Raw genomic sequence first — 15,082 nt, 5'->3', positions numbered from 1 at the left:
GGTTCTCATGCACATCCGAATCGTCAGGACAGCGCTGCTGGCGACCGCCCTCGGCGGCGCGATCGCCCTCACCGCGTCGGCACAGCCCAGCGGCAATGCCGCGAAGGAAAAAGAGCTGGAGGCCGCGCGCGCGGCCCTGCAGGCCGCCGCCCGCCGCGTCGCCGAGCTCTCGCGCGAGCTGGGTCGCCCCGGCGAAGGCGCCTACGTGTTCGAACAGCGCATGCTGCAGAAGCCGGCGCTGGGCGTGCTGCTTGACGCCGACGACAGCCGCGGCGTGCGCATTTCCGGGGTAACGCCCGACAGCGGCGCAGCCAAGGCCGGGCTGCGCGCGGGCGACCGCATCACGAGCGTCGACAGCAAGGCGGTGGCGGGCACGAATGGCGAGGCGCGCCTCGCGGACCTGCGCGCCCGGCTCGCGAACCTCAAGGAAGGCCAGCCGGTGCAGGTGGGTTACGAGCGCGACGGACGCGAATCGACGGTATCGGTGTCGCCGCTCCGGACCGCTTCCCTGACGATGTTCGCGCCCGACGGCAGCCGCCTTATGCCGCATGGCGCCGTGCGCGTGCTGCACGGCGCGGACGGCGCGCTAAAGATCGAATCCGACCGCGTCGACATCGCCCCCCCGCCCGGCATGCCGCTGCGCATCGAGCAGCGCGAGCGCGACGGGCAGGTCGTCCGGCGCCTCATCATGCGCCCGCGTGCGGCCGCGCCCGACGGCGAAACGCGGCGCGTGCGGGTCATGGGTCTACCGGGCGTTGCGCCCGAGGTGCGGCAGGAGGTGATCCGCCTCACGCGCGATCCCGACTGCAAGGACAAGCCGGAATGCGACGCGGTGGAGCTCGCCGAGGCCTTCCGCTGGAACGGGCTGAACCTTGCGTCGGTCGACGCGCAGCTCGGCCGCTACTTCGGCACCAGCGACGGCGTGCTGGTCGTCAGCGCCGCACCGGATCTTGCCGGCCTTCAGTCCGGCGATGTCATCCGCAAGGTCGACGGCCGCGAAGTGGCGATGCCGCGCGAGGTGATGGACGTGCTGCGCGCGAAGCCCGCAGGCACGGAGGTAACGATCGAATACCTGCGCGACCGCGAGCCCCGTTCCGCGCGCATCAAGGTGCCGAAGGCAATGCGCATCCCGCTGCCGCCGCCGGCGCCGGCGCCGCCCGCCGATGCGCCGATGCCTCCGCTGCCGGCACCGCGGCCACCGGCGGACGTGAGCGGTCCGGTAGCGCCGCCCGCGCCGCCGATCGCAGGCGTCGCGGCGATCGCGCCGCTGCCGCCTCCGCCGCCACGTCCGATCGACTGATCGAATCGCGGAGCGCCGGCGCGCCGGCGCTTACGCGGCGGCCGCCTCGATGCGCTGCCACTCCTCTTCGTCGAGCGCGTCCACCAGGGTCAATGCCTGCAGGTTCGCCAGCAGCTGCTCGACGCGGCTCGCGCCGAGGATCACCGTGGAAACGTGCGGATTGCGCAGGCACCACGCGATGGCGAGCGTCGCGGGCGGATGGCCGAGCGCCCTCGCCGCCTCGGCGAAGCGACGCGCGCGTTCGGGGCGCCGCTCGTTCTCGTCACCGACGACGATGCGCTTGAGCCAGCCCATGCCCTCGCGCTCCAGCCGGGCCGGTGCATCGCCCGCCGGGTCGGCGTATTTACCCGTCAGCAGGCCCGATGCCAGCGGCGAGAACGTCGTGGTGCCGAGGCCGAGCTCGGCGTAGAGCGGCGCGTATTCGAGTTCCACGCGTTCGCGGTGCAGCAGGTTGTACTGCGGCTGCTCCATCGTCGGCGCGTGCAGGTGGTGCGCCTTCGCGATGCGATGCGCCTCGCGGATCAGGTGCGCCGGCCACTCCGAGGTGCCCCAGTACAACACCTTACCCTGGCGGATCAGGCCGTCCATCGCCCACACGGTTTCCTCGACCGGCGCGTCGGGATCGGGGCGATGACAGAAATAGAGATCGAGCGCATCCACGCGAAGGCGCCGGAGCGCCGCGTGGCAGGCATCGTGCACATGCTTCCTGGAAAGCCCGCGTTGCGTGGGTCGCGGCTCGTGGGCCGAGCCGAAGAACACCTTGCTCGAGACGCAGTAGCCATCGCGCGGCAGCCGCAGGTCGGCGATGACGTCGCCCATCACCGTTTCGGCCTCGCCGTTCGCATAGCCCTCGGCGTTGTCGAAGAAGTTGATGCCGTGGTCCCAGGCCGCGGCGACCAGGTTGCGGCATTCGCTCCGCGGCACCTGGTTGCCGAAGGTGAGCCAGGCACCGAACGACAGCGCGGACAACTGCAGGCCGGAGGATCCGAGGCGGCGGTAGTGCATGGGCGTCTCCCGTGGTTGCGCCGCATCGTACCCGCGCCAGGCGTGACGCCGGTCCGGTAATCGATTGCACCGCGCGCCGTTCATCGCAACGGTCCACGCGGCCGCTACAATGCGCCCTCCTCTCGGGGAGTAGTCCGCCGTAGCCACGACGGCCCGCGCGTCAACACACTCGGCCAGCCGGCCGTGGTGCGCGGAGGATCGCGATGCGATCCGGGGCAAGACCGAAGGCGATGCGCGACCGCCGGGCCGTGCCTCGCCTTCGTGCGTCTCGCCCGGCTCCGGAGGCTCCTTGAACGCATTGCTCGTATCGACCGGCACGGTCGCCCTCGCCGAAATCGGCGACAAGACCCAGCTGCTCGCCCTCATGCTCGCCGCGCGCTACCGCCGGCCGTGGCCGATCGTGGCGGGCATCGTCATCGCCACCGTGCTGAACCACGCGCTCGCCGCCGCGCTGGGCGACTGGCTGTCGACCCTGCTCACGCCGGACGTGCTGCGCTGGATCGTCGCGGGCAGCTTCATCGCCGTGGCGCTGTGGACGCTCAAGCCGGACACGCTCGACGACGGCGAGGGCGGCCCCGCGAAATACGGCGCGCTGGTGGCGACGACGATCGCCTTCTTCATCGCCGAGATCGGCGACAAGACGCAGGTGGCGACGATCCTGCTCGCGGCGCGCTTCCACGATTTCGGACAGGTCGTCACCGGCACGACGCTGGGCATGCTGCTGGCCAACGTGCCGGTGGTGCTGCTGGGCAGCCGCTTCGCCGATCGCCTGCCGCTCAGGGCGGCGCGGCTCACCGCCGCGGCGGTCTTCGCGGTGCTGGGCATCTGGGCACTGGTCGCCGGAGTCGGCTAGTCAGGTTCCAGGCGAGCGTCCGGCTTCACCACGGCCGCTTTTGCCTCTACGCTGCGGCGACTTCCGCGCCGCAGCCAGGACCGCCCGTGAACCTGAAATTCCGTCTCACCCTGATGAACTTCCTCCAGTTCTTCATCTGGGGGGCCTGGCTGATCACCATCGGGCGCTACTGGTTCGAGAACCGCCACTGGTCGGGCACCGACTTCGGCCTCGTGTTCTCCACGATGGGCTTCGCCTCGCTGTTCATGCCGGCGCTGATGGGCGCACTGGCCGACCGCAAGATCAACGCGGAGAAGCTCTACGGCGCGCTGCACATCGCGGGCGGCATCCTGCTCGCCTGTGTGCCGCTGGTCGACAGCCCGCGCGGGCTGATCGGCCTGATGATGCTGACGATGTGCTGCTACATGCCGACGCTCGCGCTCGGCATCGCGGTCGCCTACAACGCGCTCAAGAGCGAAGGCATGGACGTCGTGCGCGACTACCCGCCGATCCGCGTCTGGGGCACCGTCGGTTTCATCGCCGCGCTCTGGACGACCAGCCTGCTCAAGCTGGAAACCTCGCCCGGCCAGTTCTACATCGCGGCCGCCGCCGCCATCGCGCTCGGCCTCTATTCGTTCACGCTGCCGCCCTGCCCGCCCAAGCTGCGCGCCGGCGACAACCGCTCGCTGGTCGACGTGCTCGGGCTGTCGTCGTTCCGCCTGTTCCGCAACCGCAACATGGCCGTGTTCTTCATCTTCGCGATGCTGTTGGGCGCCGCGCTGCAGCTCACCAATGCCTACGGCGGCACGTTCCTCGGCGAGTTCAGCAACAACCCGGCGTTCGCCGATCGGCTCGCGGTGAAGTACCCCGCGATCATCATGTCGATCTCGCAGATCAGCGAAACGCTGTTCATCCTGACCATCCCGTTCTTCCTGCGCCGGTTCGGCATCAAGACGGTGATGACGATCTCGATGATCGCGTGGTTCCTGCGCTTCGGCCTGTTCGCCTATGGCGATCCGGGCGCCGGCCTGTGGATGATCGTGCTGAGCTGCATCGTCTACGGCATGGCCTTCGATTTCTTCAACATCTCCGGCAGCCTGTTCGTCGAGCAGCAGAGCGATCCGGCGATCCGCGCCAGCGCGCAGGGCCTCTTCATGGTGATGACCAACGGCATCGGCGCCGTGCTGGGCAGCCTCGTGTCGGGCTACGTCATCGACGCGTTCTTCACCGCCCCGGGTGGCGCCAAGGACTGGCACGGCATCTGGTCCGCGTTCGCCCTGTACGCGCTCGCGATGGCAGCGCTGTTCGTGCCGCTGTTCCGCCATCGCCACGATGCCGGCGCCGTCCGCGTGCCCGTGCACGGCGGCACCGACGTCGCCAATCCCTGACATGGGCGGCTCGGTCGCGGTGGTCGGCAGCTTCAACGTCGACCACGTGTGGATGCTCGACCGCCTGCCCGCCGCGGGCGAGACGCGCTCGGGCCGCTACATGAGCGGCCCCGGCGGCAAGGGCTTCAACCAGGCGATGGCGTCGGCGCGCTCCGGCGCGGCGACGCGTTTCGTGTGCGCGCTCGGCGCCGATGCGGGCGGGCAGTACGCGCGCGCGCTCGCGGTCGCCGACGACATCGACCTGCGCGACGCGGCCAGCGACGCGCCGACCGGGTCGGCCGGCATCTTCGTCGACGCGCAGGGCCGCAATTCGATCGTGGTCGCGCCGGGCGCGAACGAGTCCGTCGACGAATCCCACGTGCGCGACGCGCTGGCCGGCGAATCGCCGGCCGTGGTGCTGGCACAACTCGAGACGCCGTCCGCCGCAGCCGCAACCGCCTTCGCGATCGCGCGCGAAGCCGGCGCGCTCGCGATCCTCAATCCGGCGCCGGCGAACGCGGAGGTGGCGGCCTCGCTGCTTGCGCAGGTCGACGTGCTGACGCCGAACGAGAGCGAGTTCGCGGCGTTGGCGAACGCGCACCTCGACACGCACCTCGACGGCGCGGCCGTCGCCGCCACGGCGGACGACGCCCTGCACGCGCTCTGCCGGCGGCTGCTGCCGGACGGGACGGTCGTGGTCACACTGGGCGCCGCGGGCGCCTTCGTTTCGCATGCCGACGGCGCCCGCCGCGGCGATGCCGACGGCCACTACCGCCTGCCGGCCCGCGCTGTCGACGTGCGCGACACGACCGGTGCCGGCGACGCGTTCAACGGAGCACTCGCCGCATCGATCGCCGGGCGGCCGCAGCAGCCGTTCGCGATGCATGTCCGCTATGCGATCGCCTATGCCGGCCTGTCGACCGAGCGGCCGGGCGCCGCACTGTCGATGCCGGCGCACGCGGACGTCACCGGCCGCTTCGCCGCCGCCTGATCCGGCGGCGGGGCCGCGCCCCGGTAAACTCGCCGCATGCGCATCGGCCCCCACGAGATCGCGCCCCGGGTGATCCTCGCGCCCATGGCGGGCGTCACCGACAAGCCCTTCCGGCTGCTCTGCAAGCGGCTGGGCGCCGGGCTGTGCGTGTCGGAAATGACGACGTCGGACCCGCGCTTCTGGTCCACCGCGAAGTCCCGCCACCGCATGGACCACGTCGACGAGCCCGCGCCGATCAGCGTGCAGATCGCCGGCACGGTGCCCGAGGTGATGGCGGAGGCCGCGCGCTACAACGTCGACCACGGCGCGCAGATCATCGACATCAACATGGGCTGCCCCGCCAAGAAGGTGTGCAACGCCTGGGCCGGCTCGGCGCTGATGCGCGACGACGCGTTGGTGGGCCGCATCCTCGATGCGGTGGTCAACGCCGTCGACGTGCCGGTCACGCTGAAGATCCGCACCGGTTGGGCCGCGGACGCGAAGAACGCGCTGGCCATCGCGCGCATCGCCGAGTCGGCGGGCGTCGCCGCGCTGGCGATCCACGGCCGCACGCGCGACCAGCAGTACACCGGCGTCGCCGAGTACGACACGATCGCAGCCGTCAAGGCAGCGCTGTCGATCCCGGTCGTCGCGAACGGCGACATCGACTCGCCGCGCAAGGCGGCCGAGGTGCTTGCCCGCACCGGCTGCGACGCGGTGATGATCGGCCGCGCCGCGCAGGGCCGGCCGTGGATCTTCCGCGAGGTGGCGCATTACCTGGCGACCGGCGAGGCACTTGCGCCGCCGTCGCTGCCGGAGATCCGCGACGTGCTGCTGGGGCATCTCGAGGCGCTGCACGCGTTCTACGGCGAGACCTCCGGCGTGCGCATCGCGCGCAAGCACCTGGGCTGGTACGCGAAGGACCGGCCGGAGAATGCGGCGTTCCGCGCCGTGGTCAACCGCGCGGAAACCGCCGAGGCGCAGCTGCGCCTCACGCGCGACTATTTCGATGCGCTGATCGCCGGCGTGGCGCCTGTCGCGCAGGCGGCCTGAGGCGCGGCTCGGAACCGGTGCCAGCCGTTGTCACCGTCGCTTAGCGCGCCGCGTCGATGATGGCCGCACCCGGAGTACGCCATGACCGACACCGCCGACACCGACCACGTCTACCTGCACGGCTTCTCGCGCACCGAGCAGGCCCGCCTGCTCAAGCAGGCGCGCATCGCCGAGTCCACCATCTTCTCCAACATCGACTACACGGGCGTGCGGCGCCTGCTGGAGGTCGGCAGCGGCGTCGGCGCGCAGACGGAGATCCTGCTGCGGCGTTTCCCCGAGCTGCAGGTCACGTGCGTCGACCTGAGCGATGCGCAGCTCGGCGCCGCGCGCGAACATCTCGGTGCCATGCCCTGGCTCGACGGCCGCTATACGCTGCAGCAGGCCGATGCCTCCGACCTGCCCTTCGAGCCGCGCAGCTTCGACGGCGCGTTCCTGTGCTGGGTCCTGGAGCACGTGCCCTCGCCCGCCCGCGTGCTCAACGAGGTCCGGCGCGTGCTCACGCCGGGCTCGACGGTCTACATCACCGAGGTGATGAACTCCTCGTTCCTGCTCGATCCGTATTCGCCTAACACGTGGCGGTACTGGATGGCCTTCAACGACTTCCAGCACGAGCACGGCGGAGATCCGTTCGTGGGCGCCAAGCTCGGCAACCTGCTGCTGGCCGGCGGCTACCGCGACGTCGCCACCGAGGTGAAGACGTTCTATTTCGACAACCGCGAGCCCGGCCGCCGCAAGGTGATGATCGCCTTCTGGGAGGAGCTGCTGCTGTCGGCGGCCGACAACCTGATCGAGGCGGGCGCCGTCACGCCCGACGTCGTCGAGGGCATGCGCCGCGAGATGCACCAGGTGCAGAACGACCCGAACGCGGTGTTCTTCTATTCCTTCATCCAGGCCCGGGCGACCGTGTTCTGAATCGACGTTGACCCGGCCGCGGCGGGGCCCTGCGCAGAATGCACGCGCCCGGCCGAGCCTGTATCATGCGCGGCCATCCTTTCATCCGAATACAAGGATATAGCCGATGTCCAGCTACCTCTTCACCTCGGAATCGGTCTCCGAAGGCCATCCGGACAAGATCGCCGACCAGATCTCCGACGCCGTCCTCGACGCGATCCTCGCGCAGGACAAGCGCGCCCGCGTGGCCTGCGAGACGATGGTGAAGACCGGCGCCGCGATCGTCGCCGGTGAAGTCACGACGTCGGCCGGGGTCGACATCGAGTCCCTCGCACGCAACGTGATCAACGCGATCGGCTACGACAACTCGAACGTCGGTTTCGACGGCCACACCTGCGCGATCATCAACATGCTCGGCAAGCAGTCGCCGGACATCGCCGCGGGTGTGGACCGCACGCACCCCGAGGAACAGGGCGCGGGCGACCAGGGCCTGATGTTCGGCTACGCCTGCGACGAAGCGCCCGAGTTCATGCCGGCGCCGCTGTACTACAGCCACCGTCTCGTCGAGCAGCAGGCCAAGGTCCGCAAGAACGGCACGCTGAACTGGCTGCGCCCGGACGCGAAGAGCCAGGTCACGCTGCGCTACGACGCCCACCACACGGTCGTCGGCCTCGACGCCGTCGTGCTGTCGACGCAGCACGACCCGGACATCGCGCAGAACGACCTCGTCGAGGCCGTCTACGAGGAGATCCTCAAGCCGGTGCTTCCGGCCGAGTGGCTGTCGGCGCTGCCGAAGCACAAGGTGCACATCAACCCGACCGGCATCTTCGTGATCGGCGGCCCGGTGGGCGACTGCGGCCTGACCGGCCGCAAGATCATCGTCGACACGTACGGCGGCATGGCCCGCCACGGCGGCGGCGCGTTCTCGGGCAAGGATCCGTCGAAGGTCGACCGTTCGGCCGCCTATGCCGCGCGCTACGTCGCCAAGAACATCGTGGCCGCCGGCATCGCCGAGCGCTGCGAGGTGCAGGTGTCGTACGCGATCGGCGTCGCCGAGCCGACCTCGATCTCGGTCACCACGTTCGGCACCGGCAAGATCTCCGACGAGCAGATCGAGAAGCTGATCCGCGCGCACTTCGACCTGCGCCCGTACGGCATCGTCAAGATGCTCGACCTGATCCACCCGGTCTACCAGCCGACCGCCGCCTACGGCCACTTCGGCCGCGCGCCGTACGAGCTGACCTACACCGGCCAGGACGGCAAGTCGGAGACGGCGACGGCCTTCTCGTGGGAGAAGACCGACCGCGCCGACGCGCTGCGCAAGGAAGCCGGCCTGTAAGGTCGACCTCCGCACCCCGCACCGTCGGGGCGAAAGAAAAAGGGCCGCGCGATGCGGCCCTTTTTCGTTGCGACGGTGCGATGGAATGTCGCCCGGTCCAGTTCGGGAATGCGGGAGGTGGCGCCGGCCGCCTCCCCGTGCTCATTTCGCGGTGGCCGCCCCCGTCGCCGCGGTCGGCGTCGCGTTCTTCACGTAGCGCGTCAGCCAGTCGTCCGACTCCGCGAGCATCGTCATGATCGACTCGCGTGCGCGGTAGCCGTGCGCCTCGCGCGGCAGCATCACCAGCCGCGCGGTGCCGCCCGTGCCCTTGATCGCCGCGAACATGCGCTCGCTCTGGATCGGGAACGTGCCGGAGTTGTTGTCGTCCTCGCCGTGGATCATCAGCAGCGCGTCCTTGATGTCCTTGACGTAATTGAAGGGCGACATGGTCGCGTACGTCTCGCGCGCGTCCCAGTAGTTGCGCTCCTCGGCCTGGAAGCCGAACGGCGTGAGCGTGCGGTTGTACGCGCCGCTGCGCGCGATGCCGGCCTTGAACAGGCGCGTGTGCGCGAGCAGGTTCGCGGTCATGAACGCGCCGTAGGAATGGCCGCCCACCGCGATGCGGCCGCGATCTGCGACGCCGCGTCGCACGACCTCGTCCACCGCCGCCTGCGCGCTCGACGTGAGCTGCTCGAGGTAGGTGTCGTTGGGCTCGCGGTCGCCTTCGCCGACGATGGGCATCGACGGATCGTCGAGCACCGCGAAGCCGCGCGCGAGGAACGGCAGCGGCCCCCAGTAGCTGACCGCGTTGAAGCGGTATGGCGAGCCGGTCACCTGCGATGCGGCTGCCGCGGATTTGAACTCCGCCGGATACGCCCACATCAGCAGCGGCAGCGGCTTGTCCTTGCCCGGCGTGAAACCCGGCGGCAGGTACAGCGTGCCGGTGAGCTCGACGCCGTCGGCGCGCTTGTAGCGGATCTGCTCCTTGCGGATGTCCTTGAGTTGCGGCGTCGGGTGCTTGAACGCCGTGAGCGCGCGCAGCGCGCCGGCGGCGTCGCGCACGAAGTAGTTCGGCGGATTGGCGGCCGACTCCTGCGTCACCAGCAAGCGCGCGCCGGCATCGTCGAGCACCGCGACCGGCGCGGTGTAGTTCGGCGCGTCGGAGCGGAACAGGCGCGTGGCGGCAAAGTCGACGAGGTTCACGCGGTCGACGAACGGGCGATCGCCCTCGGGCGACGCACCGGCACCGATGCGGAAGAACGCCGACCCGTCGCGGGTGAACTGCAGCCGCGGCAGGTAGCTGCCCGTGCGCGTGGTGACGGCGTTGCCGGGATCGGCGTAACGATCCTCGCTGGAGCCTTCATGCACGAGCCGCGGCGCCGTCGCGGGCGCGTCGGGCGCGACGAGCCACTGCTTCTGCTGACGCGTCTTCCACCAGTACTCGTCGACCAGCGCGACATCGCCGCGGCCCCACGTGACACCGGCGAAGCGCGTCGCCAGCTTCGCGAGGACCGCAGGCTTCGCCGAGAAAGGCGCCGCCTGCTGGTAGACGACGTCGCGCACGGCGGCCGCCTTCGCCGGGTCGCCGCCGTCCTGCGCTTCGGCCCAGACCAGCGTCGCCGGCGCATCGCTGCGCCACTCGATGTCGCGCACGCCGGTCGGCACGGCATCGTTGCCATTGGGCAGGCCTTCGAACAGCGGCAGCTTGGCGATCGTGCGTTCGCTGCGGCCGTCGAGGCCGATCACGTCGATGCGGCGCGGAAAGTACGACAGCGGCACGATGTAGGAATACGGCCGGTCGATCGATTGCGCGAGCAGGTGGCGGCCGTCCGGCGACGGCGCGAGATCCACGTACTTCGCGGGTTCGCCGATGCGCGTGACGCTGCCATCGAGCGACACGAGGGCGGGCTGCACGGTGAGGTAGTGGTCGAGCACGCGCGCGTCCTGCTCGCTGCGCAGCATGTCCTGGTACGTCCGCAGCTGGCGCACGGTGCCCGTGCCCGCGGTTTCCTGCACGTTCGGACCCGTCGGCGCGGTGTCGCCGGCCGGCGCCTCGCCCTGCCCCGTGGGCCGCAGGCTCACGAGCAGCCGCTTCGAATCCGGCATCCAGCGCGGCGCTTCCATCACCGTGTTCAGGCCGCTGGCGACACGACGCGCCTTGCGCGACTGCACGTCGACGACCCACAACTCGTTGGCGCCGCTGACGGGATCCTGCTGGTTGAGCGCGAGGTACGACTGGTCGGGCGACCACGTGGCGCCCGCGAGCGACAGCGGCTCCGGCAGACCGTCGATGCGGATGTCCTTGCCGGTCGCGACGTCCTTCAGCCAGAAGTCGCCACCGAACGAGAAGCGGCTCGGCGCATAGCTGCGGGCGTTGATGCGGATGCCGGCCAGCTTGAGCTCCGGCTGCGCGACCAACCGGATCGAGGGCAGCGGCGGCACCTGCATCATCGCGGCGAGATCGCGCTGCGGGCCGAGGATCAGCTGCGGCGGGCGCGGCGCGTCGACGATCGCCTGCAGCGCCGGCGCGGGCAGGCGGTAGCCGCTGTCGGCCGTTGGCGCGGCCGCTGCCGGCGCGGGCTGCGCCGCCAGCGTGCCCATGCAGGCGAGCGAGATCAGTGTGGGAAGAACGAGGCGGCGCAGGACGGGAGCAGCGGTCGGCACGGTCGGATCCGGAAGTCGAACGAAGCCCCGATGCTTCGCGTACCGCCGCTTCGGTGTCAATGCGCCGGAAGTGCCGGTCGGGCGACGGGCGTCGAGGTTCGGGACGTCGCATGCCGGAAAGGCCCGCACGTGAACGCCTCGGCACGCGGCGGCGCTGCCGATGCAACGGCGAGCCTCCGTCGATCGCGGCGCGGTACAATCGCCGGGCCCATCGAGGGGCGCTGCGACCGTCGCGCGGGCATCCGCGCCGAGCCTTCAACGAAGGCGAAGACGGCCAGGCTCGATGGCGATCTTTCCAACGGCGCCCGTGCAGGAACCGGATGCATCCACTGCCGGTTCCCCACGACCACGGAGCTACCCATGAACGCTATGCCCAAGACCTTCTCCACCGAAGGCGATTACAAGGTCGCCGACATCTCGCTCGCCGACTGGGGCCGCAAGGAACTCGATATCGCCGAGCAGGAGATGCCGGGCCTGATGTCGATCCGCCGCAAGTACGCATCGAGCAAGCCGCTCGCCGGCGTGCGCGTCACCGGCTCGCTGCACATGACCATCCAGACCGGCGTGCTGATCGAGACGCTGAAGGACATCGGCGCCGACGTGCGCTGGGCGTCCTGCAACATCTTCTCGACGCAGGACCACGCCGCCGCCGCGATCGCCGCGTCGGGCACGCCGGTGTTCGCGTGGAAGGGCGAGTCGCTCGAGGAGTACTGGGACTGCACGCTCGACGCGCTGACCTTCCCGGGCGGCCTCGGCCCGCAGCTGGTCGTCGACGACGGCGGCGACGTCACCCTGCTGATCCACAAGGGCTACGAGCTCGAGAACGGTTCGACGTGGGTCGACGAGCCGGCGTCCTCGCACGAGGAGCAGGTGATCAAGAACCTGCTCAAGCGCGTCAAGAGCGAGCGCCCGGGCTTCTGGCACACCGTCGTCAAGGACTGGAAGGGCGTGTCCGAGGAGACGACCACCGGCGTGCACCGTCTCTACAAGCTGGCGGAGGAAGGCTCGCTGCTGGTGCCGGCGATCAACGTCAACGACTCGGTCACCAAGTCGAAGTTCGACAACCTCTACGGCTGCCGCGAGTCGCTGGCCGATGGCCTGAAGCGCGCGCTCGACGTGATGCTCGCGGGCAAGGTCGCGGTGGTCTGCGGCTACGGCGACGTCGGCAAGGGCTCGGCGGCGTCGCTGCGTGCGTACGGCGCGCGCGTCGTGGTCACCGAGATCGATCCGATCAACGCCTTGCAGGCCGCGATGGAGGGCTTCGAGGTCAACACCGTCGAGTCCACGCTCGGCCGCGGCGACATCTACGTCACCACGACCGGCAACAAGGACGTCATCACGCTCGATCACATGAAGCGGATGAAGGACCAGGCGATCGTCTGCAACATCGGCCACTTCGACAACGAGATCCAGGTCGACGCGCTGTACCAGTCGGGTGCGCAGCACACGAACATCAAGCCGCAGGTCGACAAGTACACGTTCGAGAACGGCAACTCGATCTTCCTGCTCGCCGAAGGCCGCCTGGTGAACCTGGGCTGCGCGACGGGCCATCCGAGCTTCGTGATGTCGAACTCGTTCTCGAACCAGACGCTCGCGCAGATCGACCTGTGGGCGAAGAAGGACGAGTACGAGGCGAAGGTCTACATCCTGCCGAAGAAGCTCGACGAGGAAGTCGCGCGGCTGCACCTCGAGAAGATCGGCGTGAAGCTGACCGTGCTCACCGACGAGCAGGCCGAGTACCTCGGCGTGGACAAGGACGGCCCCTACAAGCCGGACCACTACCGCTACTGATCAAGGCAGCGGTACCGCGACACGGAACGGGCGCCCACGGCGCCCGTTCCCGTTCCGGGGGCGGCGTCGGCCAGCACGCGCCGGATGATCACGGGATGAAATCCCGGACCTTCTGCGCACCCCGAGACGTTCAGCATTCGAATTCTGCGACTGCGCGCACGGAGCGGGACTACGGGTGCGCGACGATGGGACCGGGGATCCCGTTCGGACTGACAGGCTGTGAATCGTTTTCTCGTCGCGGCGACGGCCGCACTTCTCGTGGCCGCCGGCGGGGTGCACGCGGCCGGTATTCCGGACGCCGAGGTCGACAATGCCGCCGTCCGGGTGTCGCCCACCGAACAGGCGTTGCGGGTGGACGGTGTCATCGGCCCGCGTTTCGAGGCGGACGTGCGACGTGCGCTGGACGCGAATCCCGCGGTAAGACGGCTGATCGTCACCGGCCCGGGCGGGATGCGCGCGCAGGCCTTGCGCGTCGCGGAGCTTGCCAATGCGCGCGGCCTGACCGTCCGGGTCGCGGGTCGCTGCGCCAGCGCCTGCGCCCTGCTCTGGGCGGCCTCGAAGTCGCGCGAGATGACCTACGACGCCGGGATCGGCCTGCACCGCAGCGGGCTCGACCCGTCGCTGGGCCTGCCGGAAGGCGTGCGCGCGATGCTCATGGCGCGCAACGACCGCCAGACCGACGACGTGCTGCGCCAGGCCGGCTTTCCGGAGCGCGTGATCGCAGCGGGCGCGTCGACGCCCGCCACGTCCATGAGCTGGTTCAGTCCCTACGAACTCCGGACCGGCGGTGTGCCGTTCGACCTGGTGGACGCCGCCGGCCGCACCGCGTCCCTGGATCGTCGGACGGGGCGCGTCGTCGGGGCGACGGTATCGCGCTGATCGGCATGGCCGGTGCGCTGGCCCATGCGGCCGGCGCGGCTGCACGGCGGAACTTAGGTTTCTATCCATCGCGATAGAAAGATAGAATCAGCGCTTCCGACGCCGGGGGTGCCATGGTTCCGATCAGCTTCGAGTTCTACCCTCCGAAGACGGCCGAGCAGCACGCGCAGCTGGACCGGACCGTGGCCAAGCTGCGCGACGCGGGTCCGGACTACGTCAGCGTCACCTTCGGGGCCGGCGGCTCGACCCTGAGCCACACGCCCGAGACCATCCAGAAGCTGCGCACCGGCGGCCTCGACGCCGCCCCGCACATCACCTGCATGGGCGGTTCGCGCGAGGAAATCCGGGGCCTGCTCAAGCTCTACCGCGCGCTCGGTGCCAAGCGCCTGGTCGCGCTGCGCGGCGACCTGCCCTCCGGCATGGTCAGCGCCGGCGAGCTGCGCTACGCGGACGAACTGGTGCGCTTCATCCGCGAGGAAACCGGCGACCACTTCCACGTCGAGGTCGCGGCCTACCCCGAGATGCACCCGCAGGCGCGCGATTCGCAGGCCGACCTGCGCAACTTCGTGGGCAAGGTGCGCGCGGGCGCGAACGGCGCGATCACGCAGTACTTCTACAACGCGGACGCCTATTTCCGTTTCGTCGACGATGTTCGCAAGCAGGGCATCGACATCCCGATCGTGCCCGGCGTCATGCCGATCGCCAACTTCAGCCAGATCCGCCGCTTCTCGGACCTGTGCGGCGCCGAGATCCCGCGGTGGATCACCCAGCGCATGCTCGCGTACGCCGACGACGCCGACAGCATCCGGGCGTTCGGCGCCGAGGTCGTGGGGCAGCTCTGCCGCCGCCTGGTCGATGGCGGCGCGCCGTCACTGCACTTCTACACGTTGAATCTGTCGAAACCGACGCTAAACGTGTTGTCGCATTTACGCTGAAAACCCGGGTTTCGTTCGGAACCGGTTCATTCCCGGCCACTTCGTCACACTTCGCGTTGACGAAACGACGTTGAGCA

Annotated in this window: 12 protein-coding genes and 2 riboswitches; of the genes, 10 read left to right on the top strand and 2 right to left on the bottom strand. The window is 69.8% G+C overall.

What is annotated here, in order from left to right; translation table 11 throughout:
- Window positions 1-7: 7 nt before the first annotated feature.
- Window positions 8-1,300: a PDZ domain-containing protein gene (locus E4F61_RS14975; protein ID WP_133477338.1), complete on the top strand. Its 1,293-nt coding sequence runs from the start codon at window positions 8-10 to the stop codon at window positions 1,298-1,300.
- Between the two features lie 30 nt (window positions 1,301-1,330).
- Here the strand turns inward: E4F61_RS14975 and E4F61_RS00295 are convergent, their stop codons facing one another.
- A complete protein-coding gene (locus tag E4F61_RS00295; RefSeq protein WP_133477337.1) occupies window positions 1,331-2,305 on the bottom strand; it encodes an aldo/keto reductase in 975 nt (324 codons plus the stop codon).
- A 118-nt stretch (window positions 2,306-2,423) separates the two neighbouring features.
- Window positions 2,424-2,517, top strand: a riboswitch (yybP-ykoY riboswitch).
- 77 nt (window positions 2,518-2,594) lie between these two features.
- Here E4F61_RS00295 and E4F61_RS00290 point away from each other — a divergent pair.
- From E4F61_RS00290 to metK, 6 genes are all read left to right on the top strand, one after another.
- The gene (locus E4F61_RS00290; protein ID WP_133477336.1) at window positions 2,595-3,158 is read left to right on the top strand and encodes a TMEM165/GDT1 family protein; all 564 of its coding nucleotides are present in this window, start codon (window positions 2,595-2,597) and stop codon (window positions 3,156-3,158) included.
- Between the two features lie 86 nt (window positions 3,159-3,244).
- Window positions 3,245-4,525: a nucleoside permease gene (locus E4F61_RS00285; RefSeq protein WP_133477335.1), complete on the top strand. Its 1,281-nt coding sequence runs from the start codon at window positions 3,245-3,247 to the stop codon at window positions 4,523-4,525.
- Window position 4,526: 1 nt separating this feature from the next.
- Window positions 4,527-5,495 (top strand): ribokinase, encoded by a 969-nt coding sequence (locus tag E4F61_RS00280; protein WP_133477334.1) that lies wholly within the window; start codon window positions 4,527-4,529, stop codon window positions 5,493-5,495.
- A 36-nt stretch (window positions 5,496-5,531) separates the two neighbouring features.
- Window positions 5,532-6,527: a tRNA dihydrouridine synthase DusB gene (gene dusB, locus E4F61_RS00275; RefSeq protein WP_133477333.1), complete on the top strand. Its 996-nt coding sequence runs from the start codon at window positions 5,532-5,534 to the stop codon at window positions 6,525-6,527.
- An 81-nt stretch (window positions 6,528-6,608) separates the two neighbouring features.
- A complete protein-coding gene (locus E4F61_RS00270) occupies window positions 6,609-7,439 on the top strand; it encodes a class I SAM-dependent methyltransferase (RefSeq protein ID WP_133477332.1) in 831 nt (276 codons plus the stop codon).
- Window positions 7,440-7,545: 106 nt separating this feature from the next.
- On the top strand, window positions 7,546-8,757 hold the full coding sequence (gene metK, locus E4F61_RS00265; protein WP_133477331.1) for a methionine adenosyltransferase: 1,212 nt from the start codon (window positions 7,546-7,548) through the stop codon (window positions 8,755-8,757).
- Window positions 8,758-8,898: 141 nt separating this feature from the next.
- On the opposite strand, the gene E4F61_RS00260 is transcribed toward metK, so the two are convergent.
- Window positions 8,899-11,337, bottom strand: a complete 2,439-nt coding sequence (locus E4F61_RS00260; RefSeq protein ID WP_133477384.1) for a S9 family peptidase — start codon at window positions 11,335-11,337, stop codon at window positions 8,899-8,901.
- Window positions 11,338-11,607: 270 nt separating this feature from the next.
- Window positions 11,608-11,714: riboswitch (S-adenosyl-L-homocysteine riboswitch) on the top strand.
- Between the two features lie 46 nt (window positions 11,715-11,760).
- Between E4F61_RS00260 and ahcY the strand changes: the two genes are divergently transcribed.
- From ahcY to metF, 3 genes are all read left to right on the top strand, one after another.
- Window positions 11,761-13,191 carry an adenosylhomocysteinase gene (gene ahcY, locus E4F61_RS00255; RefSeq protein ID WP_133477330.1) on the top strand — a complete coding sequence of 477 codons (1,431 nt, stop codon included), beginning with the start codon at window positions 11,761-11,763 and terminating at the stop codon, window positions 13,189-13,191.
- A 219-nt stretch (window positions 13,192-13,410) separates the two neighbouring features.
- Entirely contained in the window at window positions 13,411-14,070 is a 660-nt protein-coding gene (locus E4F61_RS00250) for a hypothetical protein (RefSeq protein WP_133477329.1), read from the top strand.
- Between the two features lie 113 nt (window positions 14,071-14,183).
- The gene (gene metF / locus E4F61_RS00245) at window positions 14,184-15,005 is read left to right on the top strand and encodes a methylenetetrahydrofolate reductase [NAD(P)H] (RefSeq protein ID WP_133477328.1); all 822 of its coding nucleotides are present in this window, start codon (window positions 14,184-14,186) and stop codon (window positions 15,003-15,005) included.
- Window positions 15,006-15,082: the final 77 nt, after the last annotated feature.

This window comes from Cognatilysobacter segetis (assembly GCF_004359965.1).
Taxonomy (GTDB): Bacteria; Pseudomonadota; Gammaproteobacteria; order Xanthomonadales; family Xanthomonadaceae; genus Cognatilysobacter; species Cognatilysobacter segetis.
Note: the sequence above shows the minus strand (reverse complement) of the source record. Positions and strands in the feature narration are given on the sequence as shown.

What these genes read in the sequence shown, in the direction of transcription:
- E4F61_RS14975 (WP_133477338.1), top strand. Translation starts at nt 8, where the DNA reads ATGCACATCCGAATCGTCAGGACAGCGCTGCTGGCGACCGCCCTCGGC.
- E4F61_RS00295 (WP_133477337.1), bottom strand. Translation starts at nt 2,305, where the DNA reads ATGCACTACCGCCGCCTCGGATCCTCCGGCCTGCAGTTGTCCGCGCTG.
- E4F61_RS00280 (WP_133477334.1), top strand. Translation starts at nt 4,527, where the DNA reads ATGGGCGGCTCGGTCGCGGTGGTCGGCAGCTTCAACGTCGACCACGTG.
- dusB (WP_133477333.1), top strand. Translation starts at nt 5,532, where the DNA reads ATGCGCATCGGCCCCCACGAGATCGCGCCCCGGGTGATCCTCGCGCCC.
- E4F61_RS00270 (WP_133477332.1), top strand. Translation starts at nt 6,609, where the DNA reads ATGACCGACACCGCCGACACCGACCACGTCTACCTGCACGGCTTCTCG.
- metK (WP_133477331.1), top strand. Translation starts at nt 7,546, where the DNA reads ATGTCCAGCTACCTCTTCACCTCGGAATCGGTCTCCGAAGGCCATCCG.
- E4F61_RS00260 (WP_133477384.1), bottom strand. Translation starts at nt 11,337, where the DNA reads ATGGGCACGCTGGCGGCGCAGCCCGCGCCGGCAGCGGCCGCGCCAACG.
- ahcY (WP_133477330.1), top strand. Translation starts at nt 11,761, where the DNA reads ATGAACGCTATGCCCAAGACCTTCTCCACCGAAGGCGATTACAAGGTC.
- metF (WP_133477328.1), top strand. Translation starts at nt 14,184, where the DNA reads ATGGTTCCGATCAGCTTCGAGTTCTACCCTCCGAAGACGGCCGAGCAG.